Genomic DNA, 15,574 nt, shown 5'->3' with positions numbered 1-15,574 from the left:
CGTCAATTTTAAAGAAAATCGACACTCTTGCTTAGAGCCTGTTGACCTTTGGTGAATAACAAAAGTCTACAGGCCCTAGTATCAAGCTGCGTTTTGAGTAGATTGATAATATCGACATGTTCAACCTGATTTTTAGCACGTTAGACTCATGATGGCTTTTTATTTCCCAGTAAGCTAGCCACAATGTTGGTATGAAAATGATATCGAGCCTTAAGGCTGCCCTTTTTACAATTTGTTTATTCGCTGGACTTAGCACATCGGCGCAGGCTGAATATACCTGTAATATCGATTTTGCTTACGGTATTGCCGTTAATAACGAACAGCTTCGCGTAATGGATAAAACCCGCACCGTAGTTCAGATTAATGACCAAAACCAGCTTTTTGTAGGTGGACGTTGGCAAACCTTGAATGAGCAAGAACGGCAGTGGCTAGAAGAGTATTCTTCAGGGTTACACTATGTAGTACCAAAAATGATTATTTTGGCCACCGAAGGTGTAGATTTAGCTATTGATACCATTGAACACGTGTATTTAGGTTTAGTTGGTAGCGACCACGATAGCTATGAACGTTTAAACGCTGCTATGAAGCGCGTTCAAAATCGCGTGAAAGATAAATTTAGGCACGCCAGCAATCATTACTTTATCGGCCCTGGGTCGCTGGAAAGCGTGGATGAATTTGTCGATAGTGAAATTGAAGCGCAGCTTGAGGAAGCAATTTCTACTTCAGTAGGCGGTATATTATCGGCGATCAGTGGTATCAACACTGGAAGTGGTGAAGTAAATCAAGAGAAAGTAGCGGAAATTACTCGTCAGCTTAACAACGTAGGTGAGCACCTTGATGTAGGTGATAAAGCTACGACATTGCGTAAAAAGGCAGAGTGGTTTTGTGAAAAACTCAAACGCTTAGACGTAGCGGAAGAGAACCTTCGAGCAAGTGTGCCTGCTTTTAAGCCTTACAATATCATTACGCGACATGATAAGAGTGAAAACTAGCTGAAATAAGTATTACGTGTACTAATTCTGGTTAAAGAATGATTAAGACAGAAAAGCCTGCGTGAGCAGGCTTTTTTGATCTAGCTTTTTGGTTGGCTCAAAACGGCAAGATTATACGAAACACGACAGCAGAGAGTTGAGATATCTACGTCCTTTAGCAGTTACCTGCCAGTGGCTATCTGAAATAGAAAGTAGCCCTTGTTGGTGAGCATCAGACAGTGCGCGTTTAACATCGCTGGTAAGCTCAATCCCCGTAAAGTCACTGAAATCGCTGATAGGGCAGGGCTCTACTAAACGAAACCTATTCATAAAGAACTCAAACGGCAGGTCGTCTGCGTTAACCTGCGTTTGCGTATCTAAATACGGTCGGCTCATTTCCATGTAGCCTCTTGGATGCTTCACTTTGACGGTACGGTGAATTGTGCCATTAGCGGCATCGGTAATCTTTCCGTGGGCACCACAGCCAATGCCTAAGTAGTCGCCAAAGCGCCAGTAATTCAGGTTATGGCGGCATTGATGCCCTGCTTTAGCGTAGCCTGAAATCTCGTACTGGTGATAGCCCGCACGCTCTAGAAGGCTGTGGCCTTTTTCCTGTATTTCCCACAGAATGTCGTCGTCAGGTAGCTCTGGTGGTTTTGAATAGAAAGGCGTGTTTGGCTCTATAGTAAGCTGGTACCAAGACAGATGGTAAGGGGCTAGCTCAATGCCTTGCTTCAAATCTGCCATGGCATTCTCTACGCTTTGGTCGGGTAGGCCATGCATGAGGTCTAAATTAAACGTGGGTAGCCCTGCGCTGTGAGCCTGTTTTACCGCATTTTCAGCTTGGCTTTCATTGTGAATACGGCCTAGCACTTTTAAATGCTTAGGCTGGAAACTCTGAATGCCCACCGATATTCGGTTTACGCCTGCCTGATAAAAGCCCGCAAACTTGCCGGCTTCAACGGTACCAGGGTTGGCTTCCATGGTTATTTCAGCTGTGTCACTTAAATTAACACGCTGCTTAACGCCGTTTAAGATGTCAGCCATGGCCTCGCTTGAAAACAAACTGGGCGTGCCACCGCCTATAAAGATTGTCTCGACAGGGCGGTCGCCAATACGTTTTGCATCAATGGCTAAATCGTCCAGTAGATGCGCCACATACTCTTTTTCGGGTAAGTCAGACTTAAGCCCGTGAGAGTTAAAATCGCAGTACGGACACTTTTGAACACACCAAGGGATATGGATATAAAGGCTAAGCGGGGGATTACGCAAAAGTCGCTCTCATATTATCAAGCAGAATCGCTAGGGCGTTGCCGCGATGGCTAATGCGGTTCTTTTCGGCTTTCTCCAATTCTGCGGCAGTGCAACCGTGAGTTGGCACGTGAAATACCGGGTCGTAACCAAAACCGTCGTTACCAGAGCGAGCGGTTAAAATTTCACCTTGCCACTTACCTTGACTAACTAATGGTACTGGGTCGTCGGCATGACGCATAAACACCAAGGTACAAAAGAAGTGCGCTTTACGCTGAGTCTCACCATCAAGGGCAGCTAATAGTTTGTCGATATTGGTATCGTCAGTAGCATCAGGGCCAGCATAGCGGGCTGAATAAATACCAGGTGCACCGCCAAGCGCGTCAACCACTAAGCCTGAGTCATCAGCAATGGCGGGCAGGCCAGTTACTTGCGCCGCATGACGCGCTTTAATAATGGCATTTTCAACGAATGTTGTGCCTGTCTCAGGTACATCAGATACACCTAATTCTTTTTGCGCCACAACGTCTACGCCGTAGTCTGCAAACAAGGATGCAAACTCACGTACCTTGCCTTGATTACCTGTGGCTAAAACAATTTTTTCTGGGAATTTCATTGTGCCAGACTCCTCGTTTTTTCTTTGCTCCTGAAATAAGCTCAAACACATTCATCGGGTTACTTTAGGTTATTCAGGACGAACGTTGGGAGTGGTTTGAGCAAACCCTCTGCCGCAGGGATGCGGCAGCGGAGCGCACATGGATGTGTTTACCGCGTGCTTGCGAAAGCCACTCCCAACCTTCGGCCATCGCATCGCTCACCCTCTACGTGCTCAAGTTTTACTTTTTCTTTTTAGGCTTAGCTTTTGCCTTGGCTTTGTCTTTGGCCTTCACTTTCTTCTTTTTCGGGCCAATTTTAGGCGTTTTGTTTTTAGGGCGTAGCTCGTCAATAACGCGAGCTTTAAGTGGCTCGCCCATGTAACGTGCGGTTTTGGCCACCATATCAAAATCGTGGGCTTCAACCAAAGATATTGCAGTACCTTTAGCACCAGCACGACCGGTTCTGCCAATACGGTGTACGTATATGTCAGCTTTGCGTGGCATGTCGAAGTTAATAACGTGGCTTACATTAGGCACATCAATACCGCGGGCAGCAACATCCGTTGCCAGCAAGATAGGTACTTCACCACTTTTGAAACGGGCTAGCGCTGCAATACGTTTGTCTTGTGGCATTTCACCCTGTAGCCAGCACACTGGAATATCTTTCGAGGCTAAGAAGTCCTTAAGCATTTGCAGGCGTTCGCGGGTTTTCACAAACACAACCGCTGACGTCGTTGTTTCTTGCTTCAAAATATTCACCAGCAACGCTTGCTTGTGATTCATGTCGTCAGCAAGGTGATACCACTGATGAATTTTGTTCTTCTCTTTGCGCGATGGGTTCGCTTCAATCACTTCAGGATTGTTAAGAATGTCATGAGCGAAAGTCTTAACGCCTTTGCCTTCAAGCGTGGCTGAGAACAATAGGTTTTGCTTGCGCCAGCGCGCTTCGGCAGCAATTTGGTTAACTACCGTTGAGAAACCCATATCCAACATGCGGTCAGCTTCATCAAGGATCAAACACTCGATATCACGGCAATCTGCGGCTTCTTTTTCGATATGCTCAAGCAAACGACCTGGCGTGGCCACAAGAATATCGAGATTCTTGCTTAAGGTTTCTTTATCGGTACCGTAGTTAATACCACCGGTTATTACCCCGCACACAATTTGTGTATGCTTTGTTGTGGCTAGGGCTTGTTCGTAAACCTGTAGCGCTAACTCGCGGGTAGGCGTTAGGATCAAAATACGTGTAGCACCAGGCTGTCTACGCGGGTAATCAAGTAAAAACTGGCACGCAGGCAATAAGAATGCGGCAGTTTTACCGGTACCCGTAGGAGCAGAGGCCAAGATATCTCGCCCATCTAAGGCATGGGGGATGACCAGTTCTTGAATGCTAGTTGGAGTTTCAAACCCCATATCGGCAGCTGCGTGACACAGTGCTTCGTCTAATTCGAGTTCTTCGAAAGTCATAGTATAAAAAACGCTCTAAATGAATGGGGCGTATTGTAGCATTGCTACACCAAAACATTGAGAAAAACTGGCGTTAAATTCGCACACCGTAGGTAAATACACATTCTGACGCTAACGGGTTGGTACTATTGGCGTTACGCTCATGCATTTGCGTTAAATCGAACTTACTCATTTTACTTTCAATTTCAGGCTGCAAGATTTCAAAATAGTAGTCAGTTTGCAGCCCTTGCCTGAAGGAATTAAAGGGGGTTGGCTATTGTGCGGTAATCCCAGCTTTGAAGCACGCCATCAGAGGAGAGGGTAGCAACATCACCATCCTCGTTAAGTGTAATAGCGTGAGTGGTGGCTTCGCTTGAGTAGCGTTTAATTTCCCATGAGGCTATCTCTTCGCCAGAGTTAGTATGCCATAGCGTCACCACTGATTTGGGTGATGTTGTTATTAGGTAGTCACCGTTCTCTAAAAATAACCCTTTTCGGAAAAAGCGGAAACGTTCCATAAATTGCAGTTCAGACACTACTTCATGGGTGGCGAGATCAATAATTTCGTGGCTATTTAGCGCATCGGAGATAAAAGCGAGTTGAGCTCTATTGTCTAGTACAGAAGCGGTAACTCGACTGCGATATTGCCTTTCCAGCAACACATCGTTTTTGTCTAAATCCCATAGAAACCAGCGCTTATCTATCCCTCCAGAAAACGCATAGTCATCAGAAAAATAGCCGACATGAAGCACTTTCATTGTATTGTGCTGGTATTGCAATGCAGTGCCGTTATCAAAATTTAGTAGCAATACGGTACCATCGGTCATACCAACTAGTGCGCTGTCACCATGGTGGGATAGGGAAGTTGATGACGCTGTGGCGCCGGGATCTTTACCACTAAAATGCCAACTACCTACCACATCACCTGAGTGCAAGTTAATCAGTGTAGTGCTCCAATAGCCTGTGAGCGCTAACCATGCCTTGTCTTTGGAAAACGAAATGAGGTGCAGTGACTCTTCATCAAGCTCGTCACTATGCCACTTGTAGCGCTCTCGTTTTTCATCAACATCCCAAACAGACACCGAGGAGTCGTCGAAAATGAATGCCGCAAGACGGGCATCCTCTGAAAGCGCAGCTTTCCTCACTGGCTTTTGGGTAAAGCGAAACTCGTGAACAGGTAATACGCGCGTCTCTTCAGTGCAACCAAAAAGCGCTAGGAGAACGGTGAAAAGTAAATAAAAAAGTCGTGACGCTAAAGGTGAGAGAAAGCGTCCGTACGTTTTTCTTTCGATCATTGCTTTAGCACAATTATGTATTAATAGAGGCAATAGCGGATAGCTTTGCTTGGTTAAGCGCGTCTTTTATTTCAGGGCCTTTAACGCCCGTGGCAATGATGTCTTGCACGTTCACTTGGTTGGCGGCGGCTAACGCATTTTCAATGCGTTTTTGTTGGTGTTGCCAATCTACGCCCTTGTTGTGAGCATAAGGCGCAAAAGCGCTAAGTAATAATGTGAAACGTTCCTCTCTACGCCACGCATCACAGCCATTAAACAAGGCCAGTAAATCGGCGGGCGAGTTCTGCGCGTTTAAAAGAAAGCCTTTGAATTTACAGGCAAGGCTGACGATTTCACTAACTTGGTTTTGCACTTTGAGCCGACTGCATAACTGTTTCGCTTCTTCCTCATTAAGGTGAGTGAGCAGGGCAGTAAACCTTGTTATCAGCCTAGCGGTTTCTGAATTGCTGCTTTCAGGTAATGGGGTTTCTGAACCCGTGTCTTTAACAAGGCTCTCGTTTTCAACCTTTTCTAGGTCTACCGCCGTTTTTAACGTTTCCAGAGCAGAATCTACGTTTCTTTCAAGCTCAGTAAACCAGTCATTGAGGCCATGGGCTTGGTGTAATACCGTGAAAAAAACATGCGGTGTTTTCTCTAAAAGACTGCGCTTTGTTTCTTGCCATACCCGCTCTGCACTTAGCGTGCTTAGCTCGCCGCTTTGCGCCATAGACTGCATAAGTGCCATGGTTTCAGTGGCGATAGTAAATCCTAAATAAGCATAGCGGGTTGCAAACCGAGCAACGCGAAATACGCGTAGAGGGTCTTCACTAAAGGCTTCAGATACGTGGCGAAGTATGCGGTTTTCTAAATCTTTTTTACCACCATAGGGGTCGATAAGGTTTCCAAGGTTATCTTGCGCTATCGCGTTAACGGTAAGATCCCTGCGTAACAAATCTTCTTCTAACGTGACCGAGCTTGACGCATCGCACACAAAGCCCGTGTAACCTTTTCCTGACTTACGTTCTGTACGTGCAAGTGCGTATTCTTCCTGTGTTTTTGGATGTAAAAAAACAGGGAAGTCTTTGCCTACTTGGGTATAACCCTGGCTGAGCATTTCTTCTGGCGTGGCGCCCACCACGACATAGTCGCGTTCAACAACTTTTCTGTTTAACAGTGCGTCACGTACTGCGCCACCAACGAGATATACTTGCATGCTCTTCCAACGATTTTTTATCAGTAATACTTTTTAGATTGGGAATGCATCGACTTATGACGTGTAACGAAAATCAACCCTCCCAAGGTAACAGAGGCGCAGTATAGCAATGTTACAAATAAAATTCGTCGCCACATCGTTATGCGCTTTCACTTCAAGGTTGCGTCTGGTAGTTTAATCGTCGTTAAAAATTAAAACAGATAGGCGCTTCAGCAACCATGTATTTGAACTACTTCGGGTTAAATGACAATCCTTTTTCGATTGCGCCTAACCCCGATTATTTGTATATGAGCCCAAGACACAAAGAGGCATTAGCCCATTTGACCTTCGGCCTTAGGGAAAGCGGTGGCTTCGTGATGCTTACCGGAGAAGTGGGCACTGGGAAAACCACAGTTTCAAGAAAATTGTTGCAGCAGCTACCGGACAATACCCAGGTAGCTATGATATTAAACCCTACCTTATCTGCTCTTGAGCTATTAGCTACGGTTTGTGATGAACTAGGCTTACCCTATACACCAGAGAAAGCCAGCCTTAAGTATTTTACTGATTTAATTTTGTCTAAACTGGCAGAAAATCACCAAGCAGGCATTAACACGGTACTTATGGTAGATGAAGCGCAGCATCTACTGCCTGAAGTATTAGAGCAACTTCGTTTATTGACCAACCTTGAAACAAACCGTGAAAAGTTGCTGAAGGTCGTACTGATTGGTCAGCCTGAATTACAGCAGTTGTTAAAGCGCAACGAGTTACGCCAGCTTGCCCAGCGTATTACTGCTAGGTATCACTTACTGCCCTTAACTGCGCCCGAGGTAAGTGCCTATATTGCTCATCGCTTGAGCGTAGCCGACGGTGATATCAGTATTTTCAGTAAGTCTACCTTACGCGCGGTGCATCAAATTACTGGTGGAATTCCAAGGGTAATTAATTTGCTGTGCGACCGAGCCTTAACCTTATCTTTTACTAAGCAGCATGCCGTTGTGCAAAAGCCTATATTCTTGGCCGCGGCAGAGCAAATTCTTGGCGCAGATGTAGTAAGTCAACGGGTGCAAAGTCAGCGTAAATGGTATTTAGCATCGGCGTTTGTTTTGGCCATTCTTTTTGGTTACGGGTTAGGGAGCTTGTATGTCTAATATCGTTACCATTGAAAATTTAACGCCCGGCATGGTGATTGTCCAAATCATAAAGCAGAACGGGCCTGTGAAAATTAGGAAGTCGGGCTTAGTGACCAGCGAGGCCATGGTACAGGGCCTGTCTGAAATGGGTGTGCAAGAAGTTGAAATAGACCCTGAGCAAACCGTGGAAATAGCACCTGCAACAACACACCACAGAACGCAAACCCAAGCTTTGCTTCGCGGAGAGCACGATACAAGCGCCACGTTTGATAAATCGCTTAATGAGCAGTTTAATCGCAGTTTGTTTTTGCCAACAGTAGAGGGATTACCGTCGGCCTGGAAGCTGTACACCAAGCAAGTAGCGCTTTTTGCTATAGTTATACTTGGCGGCTTATGCATTGGCTTTTCCGCAGCTACCGCCAAGCGCTGGTGGCCGATGTTAACGGCGCCCGCGGCGGCACCTACGACAGCGTCCGAAGCCAGTGCTTCAAAGAAAGACAAAAGCGATGACACTTCGGAGCTTGTCGCTACGCAAAAAGGTAGCGAAATGCCCGCTACTTCGAAAAATCAAAGTGAACAAACACAACCTACAGACCAGACAGGTACACAAAGCGGCAGTTCGAATGTTCCTAAAGACGAAGCTGTCGATATAGTTGCCAACACGCCCTCTTCTAGCGAAGCAGCCATTGAGCCAAATACCCAGTCTGACATTGCGCGAAGCAATAAAGCAGATGAAAATGTAGCGGCTACAAAGGGTGATAATTCAAGCGACACTCTGTCTTCGCAAGATTACGAAGGAAAAGTGTTAAACGAATCCGAAGCTCAATCTGACGTATCGGTGTCGCCAGAGCTTATGGCGCGCTTTAACGCTGCTGTGGCAGCTTTGGATTCAAAAGCGCAAGACGATACACCCGCCGAGGAAGAAACAAAAATCACAGTTAAGGACGACCTGCCTCGTGTCGACCAGTTGCCCGTTCGCTTATTAACGCACCTTCCTACGATGAATTTTAGTGCGCACATGTATGCTTCTCGACCAGCCGATAGGTGGGTCAGAGTAAATGGGCGTCAGATAGGCGAGGGCGACTGGATTGCCGATAGAGTGCAAATTGTGAATATTGAAGCGCAGCGCGTGGTGCTTTCTTTTGAAGATGAAATTTTTACCATGGCTGCATTAACTGACTGGTAGTCGTTTCATCGATTAGAGTAGAAATACCCGTCAGAAATACTGTGCTTACTATGTAAAAAAGGCCCTGTATCCAGGGCCTTTATGCAATATTTTTCTTTGCCAACAATATGCCTGAAATGGGTTTACCGCGGCATTTGATTTACGAAAACGTCTTTGAAAAATTTAGGCAGGTTTAAGCTGAACTCTTCTGGGCGCACCCCTGAAACAATCTCATCATCATATTGGCTTAAATCAATTCGTTTCACTTCATTAAAATGTTGTGAAGTAACGCTGTAGAAAGTCATAACGTGAGGGCTTACTGGATCTTTAGGGTTAATTTTACTTACGATCCCTAACTTTCCGCTTTTAAGGCGAACCAATGAACCTACAGGGTGCACACCAATACATTGTATAAATTGCTTTACCAGCTCCTGATCTAAGTTCTCCGTCGCCGTAAGGCGTTTAAGAGCTTGTGTAGGAGTAATGCTTTTTTGATGAATGCGGTTAGATGTCATGGCATCGTAAGCATCTACGATAGCGGCAATACGGGCGAACTCTGAAATCTCGTCACCGACCAGCCCATTAGGGTAGCCGCTACCATCCACGCGCTCGTGATGTTGTTTGATAATGCAAAGCGATAAATCAGATATATCACCGAATTGTTCGACTAAGTCTGCACCAATTTCAACATGGGTTTTCATTACTTCCCAATCGTTGCTAGACAATTCACCTGTGTTGTTGCGAATTTCATCAGGTAGTGAAGACATGCCGATGTCCATTAAAAGAGCACCTAAACTCACCTGCTCAGTAGTGTCTCTGTCAAAACCTAGAAACTCACAGAAAATACCGCTAAGTACACTGCAATTGATGCTGTGCTCTAAAAGGTATTGGTCGGTATCTTTGATCATGGTAAGGCAGCTGAGCGCGTCCTTATTGTCAAATACACTTTCTATGAGGCTGTGGGATAGCGACTCCATGGGAGAAAGATCGGTCACTGCACCTTTTTGAAGTGATTTTAGAAAGCTACTCTGTATAGTAAGCGCACTATTGTAAAGTTCACTAGCCTCATTAATTGAATCGCGGCCTAATGACTTAACCGGTGCTTTTGTAGGTTGTGGTGTTTCTTCTTTTAATGGCTCTGGGGCTTCTGGCGTTCTAGGAAGCTTTGACTTGGCTAGGTCTACTTCTACTGTAAGAATTCCCTTAGCTCTAAGGCTATCAATGATAGCTTGAGTTTTTACAATGCCCTTAGAGCGCATTTTAAGTGAACCCGTTTGTTCAAGTACTTGATTGACGTACATCCCAGGCTGCAAATCATCAATGGGTACCTGTTCTAACATTATCTCTCCTGTACGGCACAGTGTTGCCATAGCCTTTTACTACATTAGAGACAAATAATACGATATTCCAGTGGAAAAAGTGAGGGGTTTATTAACCTTTAGTATAGTTAAGTCTTGCTGTTTCAATGCATATGCTTTTTATTAAGGCACACAAGAAATAAGAACCGTTGCTTCTTATTAGGCAGCAACATTTAGCATTTAGTCGTGACACACTTCGAAGCAGCGAGAAGTTTAGATAAATGCTTGGAAGGAAAAAATAAAAAAGCGCTACCTTGCGGTAGCGCTCTTTTTCAAGCTCTAGACGTTTTATGTTTTACGTCACACGTTGTTTAGCGCTTACAACCAAGCTGGCTGCTTGCCTTCAAAAGCTTCAATTGTACTTGCAAGCTCCAATGTTTGACCGATGGCATCTAAACCCTTAATCAGGTTGTTCTTGTGATGCTCTGCAATGTCAAAACTGAAGCTAGTATCGTTAAAACTCACGGTTTGCGCAGGAAGGTCAACAGTTATCTTGGTTGTTGGATCTGCTTTAACAGCCGCAAATAATTCGTCCATTTGTTCGCTAGATAGCGCCACGGGAACTAGCTGATTGTTAATGCAGTTGCCGTAGAATATATCAGCAAAGCTGGTGGCAATCACAGTTTGAAAACCAAAATCGGCCAATGCCCATGGCGCGTGCTCACGACTAGAGCCGCAGCCAAAATTCTCTCGCGCTAACAAAATGCTCGCGCCTTTGTGCTCAGGCTTATTAAGCGCAAAAGCTGGGTTTGGCTCTTTCTCTTCTAAATCCAAATAGCGCCAGTCGTGAAACAAATGTTTACCGTAGCCTGAACGTGTAACACCCGTTAAGAACTGCTTCGGAATTATTTGGTCGGTATCGACATTGGCCTGATCAAGTGGCGCAGCAATGCCTGTGTGTTGTGTAAAACCTTGTTCAGACATAACTTACTCCTGATAATCTCTAACGTCAGCAAAGCGACCGGTAATTGCAGCAGCGGCAGCCATTGCTGGGCTTACTAAATGAGTACGTGCTCCACGACCTTGACGGCCTTCAAAGTTACGGTTGCTGGTAGAAGCACATCTATCGCCTGCCACTAGCTTGTCATCATTCATACCAAGGCACATTGAGCAGCCCGGCAAGCGCCATTCAAAACCTGCATCGGTAAAAATTTTATCTAAGCCTTCAGCTTCTGCTTGGCGTTTAACATTACCTGAGCCTGGTACTACAATGGCAGTCACTGAGTCAGCGACTTTACCGCGCTTGGCGATGTGTGCTGCTGCACGCATATCTTCAATTCGACCGTTGGTACACGAACCGATAAACACGTGGTTTACTGCAATATCGGCAAGCTTTTCACCAGGTTTCAAGCCCATATACTCTAGAGCTTTTACCGCGCTTTCTTTTTCAATCGGGTCGCTAAAATCTTCAGGGGCAGGTACAGGCGTGTTTACGCCAATAACCTGACCTGGGTTGGTACCCCAAGTAACCTGAGGAGCGATACCCGCCGCCTCAAGTTCAACCACAGTGTCAAAGGTAGCGCCTTCTTCGGTGTAAAGGGTTTTCCAATAAGCGACAGCGTCTTCCCAGTCTTGTCCTTTAGGCGCGTATTCCCGACCTTCAAGGTAAGCAAAGGTTTTTTCGTCTGGCGCAACAAGGCCAGCTTTTGCGCCAGCTTCAATACTCATGTTGCACACAGTCATGCGCTCTTCCATGCTTAGACCGCGAATAGCTTCACCCGCGTACTCAATAACATGACCAGTAGCGCCAGCGTGACCAATTTTGCCGATGATGGCAAGAATGATGTCTTTTGCGGTAATACCGACAGGAAGCTTGCCATTTACGTTGATAAGCATGCTTTTCGCGCGGCTTTGTTTCAACGTTTGTGTAGCCAGAACGTGCTCTACCTGAGAGGTGCCAATACCAAAGGCCAGCGCACCAAATGCACCGTGGGTTGCAGTATGTGAGTCACCACACACCACCGTCATACCAGGCTGAATTAGACCTAATTCAGGGCCCATAACGTGCACAATACCTTGCTTCTGGTGGCCCACTGGAAATAGCTGAATGCCGTGTTCTTCACAGTTTTTTGCCAAGGTTTGTAGCTGAAGCGCATTGGCTGGTCCACAGGCATCAATTGCCAGTGAACGAGTCGAAATGCTGTGATCCATTGTGCCAACCGTGCGATCAGGACGTCGTACTTTACGGCCTTTTTCATTAAGGCCAGCAAATGCCTGAGGAGACGTTACTTCGTGAATTAAGTGACGGTCGATATAAATTAAGCTGTCTTCACCGATTTGGTCAATAATGTGGGCTTGCCACACTTTGTCATATAAGGTCTTGGCCATGAGGTTTTTTTACTCCTGCGCCATTAATTGTTTAACGATTTCATCGCCCACTTGCGACGTGCTTGCCGCTTGGCTGCGTTTGTCTGCAGGTAATAACTCGCCTGTAAGTACACCTGCTTCTAGCGTTGCCACTACTGCCTTTTCAATTGCGTCGGCAGCATCATTCAAGTTCATGCTGAAACGCAGCATCATGGCGGCTGATAAAATTTGTGCGATAGGGTTAGCAATGCCCTGACCAGCAATATCTGGGGCTGAACCGCCTGCTGGCTCATAAAGGCCAAAGCCATCTTCGTTCATACTTGCCGATGGCAACAAGCCCATAGAACCGGTCATCATAGCGCATTCATCAGAAACGATATCGCCAAAAAGGTTTGAACACAGCATCACATCGAACTGCGCTGGGTTCTTCATTATTTGCATAGTGGCGTTGTCGATGTAGATGTGGTCTAGTTCTACATCTGGATAGTCTTTTGCTACTTCTTCAGCAATTTCACGCCATAAACGGCTGGTTACCAGTACGTTAGCTTTGTCTACTGAAGTCACTTTGCCGCGACGCTTCTGTGCCGCTTCAAACGCTGCAATCGCAATACGGCGAATTTCACGTTTACTGTAGCGCATAGTGTCATACGCGAATTCTTCTTCGCCTTCACCTTCTCGGCCCTTAGGCTGACCAAAGTAGATACCGCTGGTTAGCTCACGCACAACTAAAACGTCTACGCCTGATTTAGCAATGTCTTCACGAAGGGGAGACAGGCTTTCAAGTCCCGGGTAAATACGAGCAGGACGTAAGTTACTGAACAGGTCAAAATGGCTGCGAAGGGTAAGTAGTGCGGCGCGCTCTGGACGTTGTTCAAGCGGTAAGGTGTCCCATTTAGGGCCGCCAATACTACCAAACAAAATTGCATCGGCTTGCTCGCAACCTAATAGCGTTTTCGAGGGAAGCGCTTCGCCTTCAGTATCAATGGCGTAGCCACCTACAGGATATGCAGTACGGTTGAGGGTGACGTTAAACTTCTTTTCAACAGCATCTAAAACCTTATTGGCTTCCTGCATAACTTCTGGGCCGATACCGTCTCCGGCTAATACGGCAATTGAATACTGGCTCATTTATACTCCTGCAACGCGTTCTTGTTGGTTTTTTTGCTGATCAATTTGATCGGCCAAATAAGTGTTATTTAATACGAAGATCAAAGCTTTTACGCCGGCTTCTACAATGTCTGTAGCAAGCCCGATCCCGTGGAAACGGCGACCTTTATATGTGGCGATAACGCTCACTTGCGCCAAGGCATCGGCGCCTTCACCTTTTGAATCTAGTTTAAAGTCGACAACTTCTAAATCTTCGTGACCCAGTATAGACATAATAGCTTTATACGCCGCATCTACAGGTCCATTTCCAATACTGGATTGGGTAATTTCTTCATCGCCCACTTTCATTTTGACCGTAGCGCTTGGGATGATTTCACGGCCTGAATTAGCTTGAAGATAAAGCAACTGGAAGTGTGCTTGGTCGTGCTTTTGCTTATCGAAGAACAACAAGGCTTCAAGGTCGTAATCGTATACTTGACCTTTCTTATCCGCTAGTTTCAAAAAGGCGACGTACACTGCTTCTAAATCGTAGTCTTCAGCTTTATAACCAAGCTCAGTCAATCGGTGCTTGATTACATGACGGCCAGAGCGAGACGTTAGGTTTAGGTTATTCTTATTAATGCCCACACTTTCTGGGGTCATAATTTCATAGGTATTTTGCGCTTTTAAGACACCATCTTGGTGAATACCTGATGAGTGACTAAACGCATTGGCACCTACGATGGCTTTGTTTGCCTGAACCGGCATATTACAAAGCTGGCTCACCAATTTAGAGGTACGTGAAATTTCGGTTGAATTGATATTGGTGTCAATGCCTAACATGCTCTTACGGGTTTGTAAGATCATGGCTATCTCTTCAAGCGATGCATTACCAGCACGCTCGCCAATACCGTTTATCGTACATTCAACCTGTCTTGCACCTTGCTCAACGGCTGCCAATGAATTCGCAACAGCTAAACCCAAGTCGTTATGACAGTGAACAGAGATTGTGGCTTTGTCGATATTAGGTACACGGTTAAACAACTGCTGGATGATACCGCCAAACTCTGTGGGGGTAGTGTAGCCCACTGTATCTGGGATATTAACGGTAGTTGCACCGGCATTAATCGCAGCTTCTACCATGCGGCATAGATAGTCGATGTGAGTACGGCCAGCGTCTTCACACGAAAATTCTACGTCATCTGTGTATTGACGAGCATGCTTAACCGCCTTCACCGCCATTTCAACAATTTCATCTTGTGACTTGCGAAGCTTAGCGCCAACGTGAATTTCGGAGGTAGCAATAAAGGTATGAATACGGAATTGTTCGGCAACGCTTAGCGCTTGACCACAGGCATCAATATCGCCTGGCAAAGCACGAGATAGGCCACAAACAACGGAGTTTTTAACCTCTTTTGCAATCATTTGTACAGAGCGGAAGTCACCAGGAGAAGACACGGGAAAACCCGCCTCAATAATATCTACGCCTAAGCGTTCGAGCGCCAGCGCGATCTGTAATTTCTCTTTGGCACTTAGGCTTGCAGGTAAGGCCTGCTCACCGTCTCGCAATGTGGTATCAAAGATCTTCACTTGATTTGTCATGACGCTCTCTCAGTTGAATAGTTAAAAAAAAACCCGTGCTGAGCACGGGTTTTTGTGAAATTAAATCGCTGGTCGCAATCTACCCGTGCAGTCTGGCTGCCATAAGGAGTAGAGATAGAAGAAGAAAACGAATACGCATTTGCTGTTGTTTCTTTGCTGACCAAGTTGATAGCGACAATGTACCCATGTGACG

Annotated in this window: 13 protein-coding genes; 3 read left to right on the top strand and 10 right to left on the bottom strand. The window is 45.9% G+C overall.

Annotated elements, in window-relative coordinates; genetic code table 11:
- Nucleotides 1-197: 197 nt before the first annotated feature.
- Nucleotides 198-992, top strand: coding sequence for a YggN family protein (locus tag ACYTPF_RS05540; RefSeq protein WP_014975812.1), 795 nt, complete (start codon nt 198-200; stop codon nt 990-992).
- Nucleotides 993-1,103: 111 nt separating this feature from the next.
- Here the strand turns inward: ACYTPF_RS05540 and hemW are convergent, their stop codons facing one another.
- The 5 genes from hemW to ACYTPF_RS05515 form a co-directional block, all read right to left on the bottom strand.
- Nucleotides 1,104-2,243 carry a radical SAM family heme chaperone HemW gene (hemW, locus tag ACYTPF_RS05535; RefSeq protein ID WP_461851458.1) on the bottom strand — a complete coding sequence of 380 codons (1,140 nt, stop codon included), beginning with the start codon at nt 2,241-2,243 and terminating at the stop codon, nt 1,104-1,106.
- Entirely contained in the window at nt 2,236-2,838 is a 603-nt protein-coding gene (locus ACYTPF_RS05530; RefSeq protein WP_461851457.1) for an XTP/dITP diphosphatase, read from the bottom strand. Before ACYTPF_RS05530 ends, hemW begins: the two co-directional genes overlap by 8 nt.
- Nucleotides 2,839-3,058: 220 nt before the next feature.
- Nucleotides 3,059-4,285: an ATP-dependent RNA helicase SrmB gene (gene srmB, locus ACYTPF_RS05525; protein WP_461851456.1), complete on the bottom strand. Its 1,227-nt coding sequence runs from the start codon at nt 4,283-4,285 to the stop codon at nt 3,059-3,061.
- Between the two features lie 239 nt (nt 4,286-4,524).
- Nucleotides 4,525-5,559 (bottom strand): WD40 repeat domain-containing protein, encoded by a 1,035-nt coding sequence (locus ACYTPF_RS05520; protein ID WP_461851455.1) that lies wholly within the window; start codon nt 5,557-5,559, stop codon nt 4,525-4,527.
- A gap of 13 nt (nt 5,560-5,572) precedes the next feature.
- On the bottom strand, nt 5,573-6,751 hold the full coding sequence (locus ACYTPF_RS05515) for a CCA tRNA nucleotidyltransferase (protein WP_461851454.1): 1,179 nt from the start codon (nt 6,749-6,751) through the stop codon (nt 5,573-5,575).
- A gap of 218 nt (nt 6,752-6,969) precedes the next feature.
- Between ACYTPF_RS05515 and ACYTPF_RS05510 the strand changes: the two genes are divergently transcribed.
- Together ACYTPF_RS05510 and ACYTPF_RS05505 are read left to right on the top strand one after the other, a co-directional pair.
- Entirely contained in the window at nt 6,970-7,881 is a 912-nt protein-coding gene (locus tag ACYTPF_RS05510; protein WP_461851453.1) for an ExeA family protein, read from the top strand.
- Nucleotides 7,874-9,049: a general secretion pathway protein GspB gene (locus ACYTPF_RS05505; RefSeq protein ID WP_461851452.1), complete on the top strand. Its 1,176-nt coding sequence runs from the start codon at nt 7,874-7,876 to the stop codon at nt 9,047-9,049. The genes ACYTPF_RS05510 and ACYTPF_RS05505 overlap by 8 nt, the downstream gene beginning before the upstream one ends.
- A 122-nt stretch (nt 9,050-9,171) precedes the next feature.
- On the opposite strand, the gene ACYTPF_RS05500 is transcribed toward ACYTPF_RS05505, so the two are convergent.
- From ACYTPF_RS05500 to leuA, 5 genes are all read right to left on the bottom strand, one after another.
- A complete protein-coding gene (locus tag ACYTPF_RS05500; protein ID WP_461851451.1) occupies nt 9,172-10,368 on the bottom strand; it encodes an HD-GYP domain-containing protein in 1,197 nt (398 codons plus the stop codon).
- A gap of 336 nt (nt 10,369-10,704) precedes the next feature.
- The gene (leuD, locus tag ACYTPF_RS05495; RefSeq protein WP_461851450.1) at nt 10,705-11,310 is read right to left on the bottom strand and encodes a 3-isopropylmalate dehydratase small subunit; all 606 of its coding nucleotides are present in this window, start codon (nt 11,308-11,310) and stop codon (nt 10,705-10,707) included.
- 3 nt (nt 11,311-11,313) lie between these two features.
- Nucleotides 11,314-12,714, bottom strand: a complete 1,401-nt coding sequence (gene leuC / locus ACYTPF_RS05490; protein WP_461851449.1) for a 3-isopropylmalate dehydratase large subunit — start codon at nt 12,712-12,714, stop codon at nt 11,314-11,316.
- Between the two features lie 9 nt (nt 12,715-12,723).
- Nucleotides 12,724-13,821: a 3-isopropylmalate dehydrogenase gene (gene leuB / locus ACYTPF_RS05485; protein ID WP_049585949.1), complete on the bottom strand. Its 1,098-nt coding sequence runs from the start codon at nt 13,819-13,821 to the stop codon at nt 12,724-12,726.
- Complete coding sequence (gene leuA / locus ACYTPF_RS05480) at nt 13,822-15,381, bottom strand: 2-isopropylmalate synthase (RefSeq protein WP_461851448.1); 1,560 nt, start codon at nt 15,379-15,381, stop codon at nt 13,822-13,824. It abuts the gene before it with no gap.
- Nucleotides 15,382-15,574 lie beyond the last annotated feature (193 nt).

Source organism: Alteromonas sp. HB246098, from assembly GCF_054890645.1.
This window is presented reverse-complemented; position numbering and strand designations above follow the sequence as displayed.

Coding starts and splice junctions, on each gene's coding strand:
- ACYTPF_RS05515 (WP_461851454.1), bottom strand. CDS start 6,751: ATGCAAGTATATCTCGTTGGTGGCGCAGTACGTGACGCACTGTTAAAC.
- ACYTPF_RS05510 (WP_461851453.1), top strand. CDS start 6,970: ATGTATTTGAACTACTTCGGGTTAAATGACAATCCTTTTTCGATTGCG.
- srmB (WP_461851456.1), bottom strand. CDS start 4,285: ATGACTTTCGAAGAACTCGAATTAGACGAAGCACTGTGTCACGCAGCT.
- ACYTPF_RS05530 (WP_461851457.1), bottom strand. CDS start 2,838: ATGAAATTCCCAGAAAAAATTGTTTTAGCCACAGGTAATCAAGGCAAG.
- ACYTPF_RS05500 (WP_461851451.1), bottom strand. CDS start 10,368: ATGTTAGAACAGGTACCCATTGATGATTTGCAGCCTGGGATGTACGTC.
- ACYTPF_RS05540 (WP_014975812.1), top strand. CDS start 198: ATGATATCGAGCCTTAAGGCTGCCCTTTTTACAATTTGTTTATTCGCT.
- leuD (WP_461851450.1), bottom strand. CDS start 11,310: ATGTCTGAACAAGGTTTTACACAACACACAGGCATTGCTGCGCCACTT.
- ACYTPF_RS05520 (WP_461851455.1), bottom strand. CDS start 5,559: ATGATCGAAAGAAAAACGTACGGACGCTTTCTCTCACCTTTAGCGTCA.
- ACYTPF_RS05505 (WP_461851452.1), top strand. CDS start 7,874: ATGTCTAATATCGTTACCATTGAAAATTTAACGCCCGGCATGGTGATT.
- leuB (WP_049585949.1), bottom strand. CDS start 13,821: ATGAGCCAGTATTCAATTGCCGTATTAGCCGGAGACGGTATCGGCCCA.
- leuA (WP_461851448.1), bottom strand. CDS start 15,381: ATGACAAATCAAGTGAAGATCTTTGATACCACATTGCGAGACGGTGAG.
- leuC (WP_461851449.1), bottom strand. CDS start 12,714: ATGGCCAAGACCTTATATGACAAAGTGTGGCAAGCCCACATTATTGAC.